The 14,832-nt window shown below is 65.3% G+C and carries 7 protein-coding genes and 1 riboswitch; of the genes, 6 read left to right on the forward strand and 1 reads right to left on the reverse strand.

Annotated features, from left to right (window positions below; translation table 11 throughout):
- Positions 1–97 precede the first annotated feature (97 nt).
- The 4 genes from GC088_RS06735 to dxs all read left to right on the forward strand — a co-directional run bounded on the left by GC088_RS06735 (position 98) and on the right by dxs (position 8,367).
- Positions 98–2,044: an APC family permease gene (locus tag GC088_RS06735; RefSeq protein WP_323961977.1), complete on the forward strand. Its 1,947-nt coding sequence runs from the start codon at positions 98–100 to the stop codon at positions 2,042–2,044.
- Positions 2,041–3,342: a class I SAM-dependent RNA methyltransferase gene (locus tag GC088_RS06740; RefSeq protein WP_323961579.1), complete on the forward strand. Its 1,302-nt coding sequence runs from the start codon at positions 2,041–2,043 to the stop codon at positions 3,340–3,342. The genes GC088_RS06735 and GC088_RS06740 overlap by 4 nt, the downstream gene beginning before the upstream one ends.
- A 76-nt stretch (positions 3,343–3,418) precedes the next feature.
- Entirely contained in the window at positions 3,419–6,226 is a 2,808-nt protein-coding gene (acnA, locus tag GC088_RS06745; protein WP_323961581.1) for an aconitate hydratase AcnA, read from the forward strand.
- 167 nt (positions 6,227–6,393) lie between these two features.
- On the forward strand, positions 6,394–8,367 hold the full coding sequence (dxs, locus tag GC088_RS06750) for a 1-deoxy-D-xylulose-5-phosphate synthase (RefSeq protein ID WP_323961583.1): 1,974 nt from the start codon (positions 6,394–6,396) through the stop codon (positions 8,365–8,367).
- 57 nt (positions 8,368–8,424) lie between these two features.
- On the opposite strand, the gene GC088_RS06755 is transcribed toward dxs, so the two are convergent.
- Entirely contained in the window at positions 8,425–9,075 is a 651-nt protein-coding gene (locus GC088_RS06755) for a vitamin K epoxide reductase family protein (protein ID WP_323961584.1), read from the reverse strand.
- Positions 9,076–9,469: 394 nt separating this feature from the next.
- On the opposite strand from GC088_RS06755, the gene GC088_RS06760 reads away from it, so the two are divergent.
- A complete protein-coding gene (locus tag GC088_RS06760; protein ID WP_323961586.1) occupies positions 9,470–12,820 on the forward strand; it encodes an Rne/Rng family ribonuclease in 3,351 nt (1,116 codons plus the stop codon).
- 108 nt (positions 12,821–12,928) lie between these two features.
- Positions 12,929–13,046, forward strand: a riboswitch (TPP riboswitch).
- Positions 13,038–14,699, forward strand: a complete 1,662-nt coding sequence (locus GC088_RS06765; protein WP_323961588.1) for a bifunctional hydroxymethylpyrimidine kinase/phosphomethylpyrimidine kinase — start codon at positions 13,038–13,040, stop codon at positions 14,697–14,699. It overlaps the preceding riboswitch by 9 nt.
- Positions 14,700–14,832: the final 133 nt, after the last annotated feature.

A 14,832-nucleotide genomic window follows, 5' to 3' on the forward strand; every position in this document is an offset into this window, starting at 1 on the left:
TCACCATGCTGATTGTCCCTCAAGCCTAGTGGAGGAGGGGCGGTACAAACGCGCTAGTCTGTGGGCTGTGCTGACTTTCTTCGAGGCCGCCAAGCGCATGCTGGTGGGCAAGCCGTACCGGAACGACCGGCGCCGGCAGGAAGCCCTGCCGAAGAAGATTGCGATGCCTCTCTTCTCGACCAATGCTCTCTCGTCCACGGCCTACTCTCCGGACGAGATCCTGCTCACGCTGGCGCTTGCGGGAGTCTCCGCCGTTGCCGTTTCCCCCTGGGTGGGTCTTGCCGTCATCGTCGTGCTGCTGGTGGTCATCGCCTCCTACCGGCAGTCCGTCCACGCGTACCCGTCGGGCGGCGGCGACTATGAGATTGCACGGCGGAACCTGGGTGACCGCGCGGGGGTCACGGTGGCCGCTGCACTCATGGTGGATTACGTCCTTACGGTTGCGGTGTCGGTTTCTGCCGCCGCGTATTACCTCATTTCGCTGGCACCGGCGCTGGCGGGGAGCCAGCGCGCACTGGCAATTGCCGGCGTCGTCGTCCTGGTCATTGTTAACCTGCGCGGGTTCACCCGCGACGCAAGAGTGCTGGCAGTGCCCACCTACGTCTTCATGGCCGGGATCCTGGTGCTTTGCGTCACTGGCATCGTTCAGCGGCTTACCGGCACCCTGCAGGAGGCCCCGAGCGCACGGTTCGAAATCATCCCGGACCCGGCGTTCGAGACGGGCCTGGTGGGTCTTGCCGGTGCCCTGCTCATTCTCCGTGCCTTCTCCTCCGGCGCTGCCGCCCTGACCGGTGTGGAAGCGCCCAGTGCCAACGTGCCCGGCTTCAGGCCGCCGCGGGGGCGGAACGCGGCGAGCACCCTGCTCATCCTCGGGGTCGTGGCCTCGCTCATGACGGCCGGCGTCATCTACCTGGCCAATGCCACCCGCGTTCATGTGGTGCAGAACCCGCAGGAGCAGTTGCTGCTGGAAGGTGAGCCGGTAGCCGACTCCTACGTCCAGAATCCCGTCCTCAGCCAGCTGGCAACGACCATCTTCGGCGGCGGCACCCTGCCCTTCCTCGTGCTGGTGGCCGCTACCTGCCTGATCCTGCTGCTTGCGGCGCACTCGGCCTTCAACGGGTTCCCGTCGCTGGCGTCCATCCTCGCCAAGGACGGATACCTGCCCCGGCAGCTGAGCACCCGCGGCGACCGCCTAACGTTCAGCAACGGCATCATGGCCCTCGGTGCCGGCGCCATCCTGCTCATTCTGGTTTTTCGCGCGGACGTCACGCAGCTTGTCCAGCTTTACATCATCGGTGTCTTCGTTTCCTTCACCGCTACCCAGCTGGCCCTGATCAAGCACTGGACCCGCGAACTCCGCAGCACCGTCGACCGAAAGCTGCGCTGGCGAATCAACAAGTCCCGCGCGATCAACTCGATCGGCTTCGTCCTGACAGCTGCGGTTCTTGTGGTGGTGCTGGTGACCAAGTTCGAATTCGGCGCCTGGATCGCCGTCCTCGCAATCGCCCTCCTCATCGCCGTCATGCTGAGCATCAAGGCCCACTACGACCAGGTGGCGCGCGAACTGGCGATTGACGACGCCTCCGCCGTACGCGCCCTGCCGTCGCGCGTGCACGCAGTGATCCTCGTGTCCCATGTACGGAAGCCCGTACTGCGTGCACTTGCTTTCGCTCGCGCATCGCGTCCCTCCAAGCTGGACGCGATCGTGGTGGACGTGGACCCGGAGGAAACCCGGCGCACCCTCGCCGACTGGGACCGGCTCGAGGTTCCGGTGCCGATCACAGTCCTCGCCTCGCCCTACCGTGACACCATCCAGCCGATCATGGACTACATCAAGTCCATACGGCGCGATTCTCCCCGTGACCTGATCGTGGTCTACATTCCCGAGTACGTGGTGGGGAAGTGGTGGGAGCAGCTTGTCCACAACCAGACCGCGCTGCGCATCAAGACCCGGCTCCATTTCGAGCCGGGCGTGATGGTCGCGAGCGTCCCATGGCAGCTCGCGTCCTCGGATGCGGCGCGCAAATTCCAGGATCTAAGGTGACCCAGACTCCAGAAATCGAACTGTCCATCGGCCCGGCTGCCCATGGCGGGCACTGTGTTGCCCGCCATGAAGGCCGGGTTGTCTTTGTCCGCCATGCCCTGCCGGGCGAGGTGGTGAAGGCCCGTCTCACCGAGTACGACGACGACGCCCGCTTCTGGCGCGCTGACGCCACCGACATCATCAGCGCCTCGCCCGACCGGGTCAATCACCCGTGGCCGCTCGCGGATGCTGTGCTCGCAGGTCTGCGGGGCACCCGCCCCGTGGGCGGCGCGGAGTTCGGGCATATCGAACTGTCCGCGCAGCGCCGTCTGAAGGCGGGTATCTTCTCCGAGCAGTTGGCGCGGCTGGGCACGATCGAGCGGTCTGTCACGGTGGAACCGGTTCCGGATGAAGCTCCCGACGGACTGGGCTGGCGCACACGGGTCGGTTTCGCCGTCGATCCCGGCGGTCATCTCGCTATGCACGAGCACCGGTCGACTGCCCTGGTTCCGGTGGCTGACATGCCGCTGGCCGTGCCGTCGATCAACAAGCTGGCGCTGTGGGAAACCAGCTTCCAGGGCGTGGAAGGTGTGGAGGTGGCGGCCGCGTCGGGCGACGATGAGCCGCTGGTGCTGCTTCGAACCACCGGTGATCCCGCGGACCGGCACTTCCGGGCACTGGCCGAACGTATCCCTGGTGCGTCCGTGGCAACCTGGAACCCCGAGAAGGGACTTCTTCAACGTCTGCGCGGACGCACCTGGGTGCGTGAGGTCGTTGGCGCGCACAGCTTCCGCGTGACGGGGGAGGGATTCTGGCAGATTCACCGCAGCGCACCCGGGGTGCTCACGGATGCCGTCCTAGAGGGGCTGGAGCCGGCTGCAGGCATGCGCGTCGCCGACCTGTATGCCGGTGCCGGCCTTTTCACCGCGGCACTGGCCGCGCAGGTCGGCGAGACCGGCCATGTCCTGTCTGTCGAGGGATCACCGGCGGCAAGCCGGGACGCCCGAAGGAACCTGTACGGCAGGACACAGGTCGATATTGTGCAGGGCAAGGTTGAGCGGGTGCTACGCGAACGGCGTCCCCATCTTGACGCTGTCGTGCTCGATCCGCCCCGCGCGGGAGCGGGCAGGGAAGTGGTCCGGGCGATCACCGGCACCGGCGCGAAGGTTGCCGTCTATGTGTCGTGCGATCCGGCGTCGTTCGCACGGGACGCGGGCTATTTCACCGATGCAGGATGGGACCTGGTGTCCCTTCGCGTCCTCGACCTCTACCCCCACACCCACCACATGGAGTCAGTCGCGGTTCTTCGCCCGGCATAGAACGGCGGCTCGACACTAGGATGACAACGGCCGACTAAGGGTTACAAAGGTTGCAGACCGCGAGAGGAGTCCCGACATGAGTAGTGTGGACAGCTTCGGTTCCAGGGGCGTACTGGATGTCGCTGGAACCAGGTACGAGATCTTCCGTCTGGATGCGGTCGAGGGCGCCCGGAGCCTGCCCTACAGCCTCAAAGTCCTGCTTGAAAATCTGCTGCGCACCGAAGACGGCGCAAACATCACCGCCGAACAAATCCGTGCCCTGGCCGGCTGGAACCCTGAGGCCCAGCCTGACACCGAAATTCAGTTCACGCCGGCGCGCGTCATCATGCAGGACTTCACCGGGGTTCCCTGCGTGGTCGACCTCGCGACGATGCGTGAGGCTGTCAAGGAACTCGGCGGAGACCCTGCACGTGTCAATCCCCTGGCGCCGGCCGAGCTGGTGATTGACCACTCTGTGCAGATCGACGTCTTCGGCAACGCGGACTCCATTGAGCGGAACATGGAGATCGAGTATGAGCGCAATGGCGAGCGTTACCAGTTCCTGCGCTGGGGACAGACCGCTTTCGACGACTTCAAGGTGGTCCCACCTGGAACCGGTATTGTCCACCAGGTAAACATCGAATACCTGGCCCGCACCGTGATGACCCGGCAAGTGGAAACCGAGGACGGCCAGGTGCTCCGGGCCTACCCGGACACCTGTGTGGGCACGGACTCGCACACCACCATGGTGAACGGCCTGGGCGTGCTCGGCTGGGGTGTCGGCGGCATCGAGGCCGAGGCAGCCATGCTCGGACAGCCCGTATCCATGCTCATCCCCCGCGTTGTCGGCTTCAAGCTCACCGGTGAGATTCCCGCCGGCGCCACCGCGACCGACGTCGTACTGACCATCACCGAGATGCTGCGCAAGCACGGCGTCGTCGGCAAGTTCGTCGAGTTCTACGGCGAGGGCGTGGCCGAGGTACCGCTGGCCAACCGCGCCACCATCGGCAACATGAGCCCCGAGTTCGGCTCCACCGCAGCGATGTTCCCTATTGATGACGTCACCGTTGAGTATCTGCGCCTCACCGGACGCAGCGAGGAACAGGTCGCCCTCGTCGAGGCCTACGCCAAGGAGCAGGGCCTCTGGCACGATCCGTCGCGCGAGATCCGGTTTTCTGAATACCTGGAACTGAACCTGTCCACGGTTGTGCCTTCCATCGCGGGACCGAAGCGCCCGCAGGACCGCATCGAGCTGACGGCTTCCAAGGAGCAGTTCCGGAAGGACATCCAAAACTACGTCACCAACTCCAACGAGGCCGCACTGGATGAGGCCCTGGAGGAGTCTTTCCCTGCCTCCGATGTCCCCGCAATGACGTCCACGGTCAAGCACTCTGCCGCCTCCTCCGCGAACGGCCGCCCCTCAAGGCCGGTTGAGGTAACCATGGCCGACGGGCGCGAATTCGTCCTGGATCATGGAGCGGTCACTATTGCCTCGATCACCTCGTGCACCAACACCTCGAACCCGTCGGTGATGCTGGCTGCCGCGATCCTTGCACGCAACGCCGTGGCGAGGGGACTGTCCTCGAAGCCCTGGGTAAAGACTTCAGTGGCTCCCGGATCGAAGGTCGTCACCGACTACTACGACAAGTCGGGTCTCACGCCGTATCTCGAGAAGCTCGGTTTTTTCATCGTCGGATACGGGTGCGCCACCTGCATTGGGAATTCCGGTCCGCTCGAGGAGGAGATATCCAATGCCATCCACTCCAACGACCTCTCGGTCGCGGCGGTGCTGTCGGGCAACCGCAACTTCGAGGGGCGTATCAACCCCGACGTGAAGCTGAACTACCTGGCCTCGCCTCCGCTTGTGATCGCCTATGCCCTGGCCGGTTCCATGGACTTCGATTTTGAGAAGGATCCGCTCGGACAGGACGAGTCGGGTGCGGATGTTTTCCTCCGCGACATCTGGCCGAGCCCCGCCGAGGTCCAGCAGGTCATCGACTCCTCGATCGACGAGTCGATGTTCGCGAAGGGTTACGAGGGCGTCTTCGACGGGGACGAACGCTGGAAGGCGCTCGACACTCCGGAGGGCAGCACCTTCGAGTGGGATGAAGACTCCACCTACGTGCGCAAGCCCCCATATTTCGACGGCATCCAGGCGCAGCCTGAGCCGGTATCGGACATCGAGGGAGCACGCGTGCTCGCCCGGCTGGGCGATTCCGTGACCACCGACCACATCAGTCCCGCAGGATCCTTCAAATCGGACAGCCCGGCGGGCCGTTACCTTCTTGAGCACGGGGTGGCACGAAAAGACTTCAACTCCTATGGGTCCCGCCGCGGCAACCACGAGGTAATGATCCGCGGAACATTCGCGAATATCCGCCTGCGGAACATGCTTCTGGACGGCGTCGAGGGCGGATTTACCCGCGACTTTACCCAGACCGGTGGCCCGCAGACCTATGTCTACGATGCTGCGATGAATTATCAGGCGGCCGACACTCCGCTGGTGATCCTTGCGGGCAAAGAGTACGGGTCCGGGTCTTCGCGCGACTGGGCTGCGAAGGGCACTGCGCTGCTTGGCGTGAAGGCCGTCATCGCCGAAAGCTATGAGCGTATCCACCGCTCCAACCTGATCGGGATGGGCGTGCTCCCGCTTCAGTTTCCGTCGGGCGCAAACGCCCAGTCCCTCGGATTGACGGGTACCGAGACGTTCTCGATCGAGGGCGTCACTGAACTCAACAACGGCACCACGCCGGCAACGGTTCGGGTGACTGCGGTTCCGGAGGAAGACGGCGAGCCGGTGTCCTTCGATGCGGTCCTTCGTATCGACACACCGGGAGAAGCGGATTACTACCGCAACGGCGGCATCCTGCAGTATGTTCTGCGGCAATTGACGGCGGTCAGGTAGCCGGCTCCTCGTCACCCGGATTCCCACGAACAGGCCGTACCCGGTCACCCGGGTGCGGCGTGTTGCGGCGTAAACGTGGCACACCGGCACCTGATGCCGGTGTGCCACGTTAGAGTTAACAGCCAGTTACACCCCGCATCGGTGCCCGAGACGCAGAAGGAGGCACGATGGGACTCCTGGAGACCATCCATAGCCCACAGGACCTCACCAGGTTGTCAGGACAACAGCTTTCACGTCTGGCAGCAGAAATCCGCACCTTCCTCATCAGCAAGGTTTCCCGCACCGGCGGACACCTCGGGCCGAATCTCGGCGTTGTCGAGCTGACCATCGGGATCCACCGCGTCTTCGACTCGCCGCGCGACAGCATCGTGTTCGACACCGGGCACCAGTCGTATGTGCACAAGCTCCTCACCGGCCGCCAGGACTTCGGTTCGTTGAGGCAGCAGGGCGGGCTGTCAGGTTATCCGTCCCGTTCCGAGTCAGTGCACGACATCGTGGAGAGTTCGCACGCGTCATCCTCCCTTTCCTGGGCCGACGGTATCTCCCGGGCGCGCGTCCTCAACGGAGAGAACGACCGCACCGCCGTCGTCGTCATCGGTGACGGCGCGCTCACCGGCGGCATGGCGTGGGAAGCGATCAACAACATTGCGGCGGACAAGCGCCGGCGCGTTGTCATCGTGGTCAATGACAACGGCCGTTCCTACGCTCCCACTATCGGCGGAGTTGCCGACTACCTTGCGTCGCTGCGCCCGACGCTCGATACCGTGCGCACCCACCGCGTATATGAGGGAACGCTCGACTGGTGGAAGCGGAAGCTGCAGAACGGCGGCTCCCTCGGCCGTTTCGCCTACAAGAGCCTGCACGCCACCAAGAAGGGCGTCAAGGACTGGTGGGCGCCGCAGGGTCTGTTCGAGGACCTCGGGATGAAATACATCGGCCCTATCAACGGCCATGACCTCGCGGCCGTGGAACATGCCCTCAGCCAGGCGAAAAAGTACGGCGGTCCGGTGATCGTGCACGCAATCACCGAGAAAGGCCACGGCTACGCCCCGGCGCGGGCCGACGAGGCTGACCAGTTCCACGCTGTGGGGATCATCGACCCGGAGACCGGGGAACCGGTCGAGAGCGGGGGAGTGCAGTCCTGGACCTCGGTCTTCGCAGATGAGATTGCGGCCATCGCCGATGAGCGCAAGGACATTGTCGGCATCACCGGCGCCATGCTGATCCCGGTCGGGCTGCACAAGTTTGCTGCCCGGCACCCGGACCGCGTGTTCGACGTCGGGATCGCCGAGCAGCATGCCCTCACCAGCGCAGCCGGGATGGCTTTCGGCGGCCTGCACCCCGTGGTTGCGCTGTATGCCACCTTCCTGAACCGAGCCTTCGACCAGCTCCTCATGGACGTCGCCCTGCATAAGGCGGGGGTCACAATCGTGCTCGACCGCTCAGGCGTCACCGGTCCGGACGGGGCAAGCCACCACGGGATGTGGGACCTGTCGATGCTGCAGATCGTGCCGGGCCTGCACCTGGCCGCCCCCCGCGACGCCACCCGGCTGCGGGAGGAACTGCGCGAGGCCGTGGCGATCGACGACGCGCCGTCCGTAGTCCGCTACTCGAAGGGTAGCGTCGGACACGAGGTGGAAGCCATTGAGCGGCTAGATGACGGTGTGGACGTCCTGCGTCGCAGGCCGGCCGGGTCGAGTCAGAACGATGTCCTTATTGTCAGTGTGGGCGCCATGAGCGAACTTGCCCTTGACGTGTCCGACCGGCTCGGTGCGCAGGGGATCAGCTCCACCGTCATCGATCCGCGCTGGGTGCTGCCCGTTGCGCGGTCGGTCATCCGGATGGCTGCCGAGCACCGCATCGTCGTCGTTATCGAGGACGGAGTTCGAGCAGGCGGCGTCGGTTCCCGCATCCGCCAGGAGATGCGCTCGGCTGGAGTGGACACCGCGCTCAACGAGGTAGGACTGCCGGTTGAGTTCCTCGATCACGGCTCACGCAGCGAGGTGATGGAACGCGTCGGTCTGACTCCTCGCAAGGTGGCACAGGACATCGTGGAACAGGTGCTCGGCACCAAGGTTCCCGTTGCCCGTCCGCTGCCGGGCGAGGTACCGACGGCGACCGGTCAGCTTCCCAAGCTCTGATGCCCGATCCGGGACAGCTCCGTCCCGCTGTTCACCGTGTTGACCGTGTTGCCCTTTTCAGCCGAGGAACGCGGCGGAGAAGCTGAAGAACACCGAGGCAGCAGTTGCCACCAGGAGCAGGACCGTGAGCGGCCAGGCCCATTCAGCCAGGAAGCGGCGAAGGGCAGCCGGTGCCGGCAGGTCGCCGCGGATCACGTTGCGCGTGGTGAGCAGGACGATCAGCACGATCATGGCTGCCCACACCACCATGCAGTAGATGCACAGGATGTGGATCGCGAAGAGGGCCTGACTCCAGAGCCAGATCACAAAGATGAAGCCCAGCGTCACGCCGGCCTGCAGCCCGCGCCAGTACCACCGGCCGAAGCGCGCACCGGAGAACAGCGCCATGGCCGTGGTGATCACCACTGGGAAGGCAACAATTCCGATGAGCGGATTGGGAAAGCCGAACAGGGCAGCCTGCGACGTGCGGAACACCTCACCGCATGAGACGAACGGGCTGATGTCGCACGAGGTTACGTAATTGGGGTCTGCGTAGAGGGCCAAGCGTTCGAGGACAAGCTGACCCGAGGCGAGAAATCCGACGAGCCCGCACACCGCAAGGACCCAGGCGATTCCCCGGTCCATAGCGAAAGCGGGGACCGAGCCCTCACGTGCCGGGTTTCCGTCTGCTGCCCCAGGGGCTGTCCCGCCGCGGGCGCTGCCTGCCATTGGTCCTCCTCGCTGTCGCCACCAGCGAGTCTAGCGCCCTGCACCGCGGTCAGAGACAGGCATGTGAGACAATGAACGTGGCTGGTGCAGGAACCACATTTCTGCACTGGTCCAGTGACAGGCTTCCCGTACTGCCGGCGATGCTCCTGCGGATTGTGGCACTACAGCTGACCACCGCAGGATCCGCCGGGCAGAACCCGCGCTGGCTTCAGCGGCCGGGCAGGAAAAGCGCCACTGGTCTTCGAGTGATGCCGCGCCCCATTGATGGTGCGACCTCGAACGACAAGATAACGACTTCCGGGTGGCGCGAGCACAACGGCCGCGGACATCCGACCAAGTGCCTCGGGGCGCCGGAATGTGGACGGCGTTCTGCGAGGATGGAGCACAGCCGAATATGGATATCAACGCATCAGATTCCGCAGAGGTTCTGACAAGCGGGGCCCCGCAGGAAGCCCCGGCACAGGACTCAGGGCAGGAAGCGCCGGCCCGCAAGCCAGTGCGCACCCGTCGCAGGAAGGCCGACGACGCCGCAGCCTCGGACTTGGTTCCCTCGCCTGTGATCTCCGAAGCGGCGGCGCCTGCCGCAACCGGCGAGGCGGAAGCCCAGGAGGAAAGCGGGACGCTAGTTCAAAAGCCGGTGCGCGCCAGGCGAACCCGCAAGACAAACGTCGAGGGCACCGAAGCCGTGACCGCGGCGGAGCCAGCGGCTGTTGACGGCGACGCAGCCGGCGCGGCAGTTGCACGCACTGATGAGAATGCCGGTACGGCTGCTGAAGCCGCTGCTGATGCGTCCGCTACTGCTGATGCAGGTACTGGTGCTGGTACTGATGCAGTCGCAGCAGCGCCGACCCGTCGCCGTCGGGCACGGAAGGCAGATGCCGCACCGGAAGCACCAGAGGCAGCAGAGACAACCGAAGCAACCGAAGCAGCGCAAATCCCCGAAGCAGCGCAGCCGGAGGCAGCTGAAGGATCCGCCGACGAGGACACTCCGGCGCGGACGCGACGCACCCGCTCATCGCGATCCCGCTCGAACAAGGCTGCAGTCCCTGCCGATGCAGCACCCGCAGAACCGTTGTCCGTAGAACCGGTCGGAACTGCGGAACCCGCGCAGGAAAACGAAGAAGCCGTGCGCACGACTGGATCCGGCGGTGTCGAGGCGGAAGCGACAGCGGCGGAGATGTCCGGAACTGACGAGGTGCCGGAAACAGATGCGGCGGACGAGGCAGGCAAGACCGCTGCTGCCTCCGCTCAGGTGCCCGAACCCTTCACGGTCCCGGACTCGCCCGTCTCGCTGCTCTTCCACGCACCGGACCTGACTGCCGTCGTCCCGCGCGCCGCTACCAAGGCTGCTCCGGTCGAGGACGACACCGAAGACTCTGACGGGGACGAGGAGTCCCGCGGCCGCCGCCGAAGCCGGCGCAACAGGAACCGGAACCGCTCAGGCGAGGGCGAAGGCACGGAATCGGAGTCCAAGCCGCAGAGCAGCGAATCGCCGGACGAGGGTGAATCGGTGACGTCGCGCCGCCGTCGTCGTCGTCGCCGCGGTGATGAGGACCTGGAACTGACCGGCGGGCAGGATGACGATCCGCCGAACACCGTGACGCGTGTTCGTGCACCGCGCCAGAGCCAGGAAGCCGTGTCCGACCGCGTCACCAGCGTGAAGGGCTCAACGCGGTTGGAGGCGAAGAAGCAGCGCCGCCGTGAATCACGCGACTCCGGCCGTCGCCGCCACGTCATCACCGAGGCCGAGTTCCTGGCGCGGCGCGAGTCCGTCGACCGCCAGATGGTCGTCCGCCAGCGCGACGACAGGATCCAGATCGCCGTCATGGAGGACGGCGTGCTGGCAGAGCACTTCGTCTCCAAGACTCAGCAGGACTCCCTGATCGGGAACGTGTACCTCGGCAAGGTCCAGAACGTCCTGCCCAGCATGGAGGCAGCCTTCATCGATATCGGGCGCGGGCGCAACGCGGTGCTGTACGCCGGTGAGGTGAACTGGGACGCCGCCGGGCTGGACGGCCAGCCGCGCCGCATCGAGCTGGCGCTGAAGTCGGGTGATTCGGTACTGGTCCAGGTCACCAAGGACCCGGTGGGCCACAAGGGCGCCCGCCTTACCAGCCAGATCTCCCTGCCCGGCCGCTACCTCGTGTACGTACCGGGTGGATCGATGACCGGCATCTCGCGGAAGCTACCCGACGTCGAACGCAACCGGCTCAAGCGCATCCTCAAGGACCGCCTGCCCGAGAATGCAGGCGTCATTGTGCGCACCGCCGCAGAGGGTGCCAGCGAAGAGGAGCTCACGCACGACATCAACCGCCTGCGTTCCCAGTGGGAAGCGATCGAGGGTAAGGCGGCATCAACCAAGACGCTCGCTCCCGAACTGCTGTACGGGGAGCCCGACCTCACCATCAAGGTGGTCCGCGACGTCTTCAACGAGGACTTCTCCAAGCTGATCGTCTCCGGCGAGGAGGCTTGGGACACCATCGAGGCCTACGTCATGTACGTTGCCCCCGACCTGGTGGGCAGGCTCGAGAAATGGACCGTGGATGAAGACATCTTCGCTGCGCGGCGTATCGATGAGCAGATCCACAAGGCGCTGGAGCGGAAGGTGTTCCTCCCGTCCGGCGGTTCGCTGGTGATCGACCGGACTGAGGCGATGACCGTCGTCGACGTCAACACCGGAAAGTTCACCGGCAGCGGCGGCAACCTCGAAGAGACGGTGACCAAGAACAACCTCGAGGCCGCCGAGGAAGTTGTGCGCCAGCTGAGGCTGCGTGACATCGGCGGCATCATTGTCATCGACTTCATCGACATGGTGCTTGAAGCCAACCGTGACCTGGTTCTGCGCCGACTGGTCGAGTGCCTCGGACGCGACCGCACCAAGCACCAGGTTGCCGAGGTGACCTCGCTCGGCCTGGTCCAGATGACACGGAAGCGCATGGGCACCGGCCTGCTTGAGGTCTTCGGTGAGAACTGTGAGCACTGTGGCGGACGCGGCGTCGTCACCCATGACGAGCCGGTCGAGCACCGTCGCCACGCAGTCTCGCCTGATAACCACCAGCAGCACCTGCGCCAGGAGAAGATATCCCGCAGCGAGCGCAAGCGCCGGGCGCGGAACCAGCAGCAGGAGGAGCAGGCACCGGCACCGGAGCAGAAGTCCGACGACGCCGAACGGCAGGCGCGTGCCGAGGCTGCCCGTGCCGCCCTGGCCAACATCGCTGCTGCCACCCATGCAGCACATGAACACGAAGATCATCCGGTTGAGCCGGCAGCGTCCTCTGCGGCTGTCCTGACGATAAATGGGGAGAAGGTGAGCCTTCCGCGCGGTGAGAGTGTTCCTGCTCCCGTTCGCGAGGAGCCCCGCCTGACGCTGGAGAGCCTCACGGAAGCCTTCAACCGCTTCCCTTCGGCAGCACAGGATGACGCATCCGCAACTGCGTCGGTGGAGCCCGGGGAGCCGGTAGAGCCGGCCGCCGAGGTTGAGAAGGAACAGGCACGCCCCACCCAGCAGCCGGTGCAGGGGGAGCCTGAAGCTCCGTCGTCGAGCCGGCGGAAGCGGCGCCACCGGGCTGCCAGCAGCGCGCAGGGCTCGGCCGCCACATCGACTATCGAGCGGGCTGCCGAGGCGGAGGTTCAGCATGCGGCGGGAACACAGCATGTAGCCCGCGCGCACACGCCCGCGCCGAAGCCGCAGACTACCGAGGAACCTACGATCCTCGGGGTAGGGGTTCCTGCTTCGGAGCTCTAGTACCAGCTCTACCCAGCTACGCCAGCGGCCGCTCCCGGTATGGGAGCGGCCGCTGTCATATGTGGGCGGAAATGTCGGTCGCCACCATCGGGGCGGGGTAGGGTGGGGCGAAGTGACACGCGGTGCCGGTCCTTTCCGGCTGAGATGAGACGCGTTGAACCTGATCTAGAGATGGCCGCCGCCCGGCGGCCTTTGGCCTAGCGGAGGGATGTCGCGAATGAGTATTCGCACGCTCGTGCAGCACCCAGAAGACATTGAAAGCCCTGAGAACCACGGGAACCGGGAAAACCCTGCACAGCCCGTGCGGGTGACCACCATTCCGCGCGTGCTGAGTATTGCGGGGACTGATCCGACGGGCGGAGCAGGGATTCAGGCGGACCTGAAGAGCATCGGTGCCCAGGGCGGGTACGGCATGGCGGTTGTTACCTCGCTCGTTGCCCAGAACACCCTTGGTGTGCGAAGCGTGCATACCCCGCCGCCCGCATTCCTTGAGGAGCAGCTTCGCGCCGTCAGCGACGACGTGGTAATCGATGCGGTGAAGATCGGCATGCTGGGGGATGCGCAGACCATCCACACGGTGAAGGAGTGGCTCCCGCTCGTGGCGGGTGCCGTCGTCGTGCTTGATCCGGTCATGGTGGCCACCAGCGGAGACCGCCTTCTGGCAGCCGACGCCGAGGAAGCCCTGCGCGGGCTGGTTCCGCTGGCCGATCTGGTGACGCCGAACCTTCCCGAACTCGCTGTGCTGGTCAACGAACCCGTCGCTGCGAACTGGGAGGCTGCCCTGAAGCAGGGCGAACGGCTTGCTTTGTCCACCGGCACAGCGGTGCTCGTCAAGGGCGGCCATCTGGCCGGAACCGATTGCCCGGACGCACTGGTTGATCCCTCCGCGGGTACGGCCGTCGTTACGGTTGTGGGCGGACCCCGCGTGCAGACCCGGCACACTCACGGAACCGGCTGCTCCCTGTCTGCTGCCCTGGCCACAGTCCATGCACAGACCGGCAACTGGGAACAGTCCCTGCGATCGGTCAAGAACTGGCTGCAGGGTGCCCTTGAGCGGGCCGGCGAACTGGAGGTGGGTCACGGCAACGGACCGATCCACCACTTCCATTCCTTCGTACCCTCCGCCGGTTCCTCCGCCGGTTCCTCCGCCGGTTCCTCCGCCGGTTCCTCGGCCGGTTCCTCCGCCGGCAAGCAGCCGGGCGATACCAGGCCGTTCAGCGAGCAGGCCTGGGAGCGAACCACCCGAACCCGCACGGCGGTTGAGTCCCTGAGCTTCGTAACGGCGCTGGGCAACGGTACGCTACCCGCCGACCAGTTTGCCTACTACCTTGAGCAGGACGCTCTGTACCTCCGGGGCTACTCGCGCGTTCTGGCCAGGGCAAGCTCCCTCGCTCCAAGCGAAGCCGAGCAGCTCTTCTGGGCTGCGTCCGCGCAGAACTGCCTGGAGGTTGAGTCGGAACTGCACCGCACCTGGCTCTCGGGCCGCACCCTTGACGCCGGTCAGGGCCCGGTTACCAAGGCGTATGTTGACCATCTGCTGGCGGCCGCAGGGAATGCGAGCTACCCCGTCCTCGTTGCGGCCGTGCTGCCCTGCTACTGGCTGTACGCGCACGTGGGAATCGCGCTTCATTCCCGGTGGGTGGGGTCCGAGGGTGCGGAGGAGCACGCGTACGCAGCGTGGATGGCGACCTACGCCGACCCGGCCTTTGCCGCGGCCACCGAGCGCGCAATCGCCTTCGCGGATGCGGCGTTCGCGGCTGCTTCGGAAGAGGACCGGTCGGCTATGCTTGAAGCCTTCGAAGCCTCCGCCTGGTACGAGCACGAGTTTTTCGACGCGCCGACGCGGCTCAATTTGCGGGAATCCGCGAAATTGCCGTAATCTAGATCTTCGGTGCGAGCGCCCTCGTATGACTTTTTTCGGTGGGCGGATGTGACGGAAGTTCACAGGCACCCCTTAGGGATACGCCGAGAACGGTGTACTTCCCCGGAAAATGTATGCAAATTTGATCGTC

This window comes from Arthrobacter sp. JZ12, from assembly GCF_035189165.1.
Taxonomy (GTDB): domain Bacteria; phylum Actinomycetota; class Actinomycetes; order Actinomycetales; family Micrococcaceae; genus Arthrobacter_D.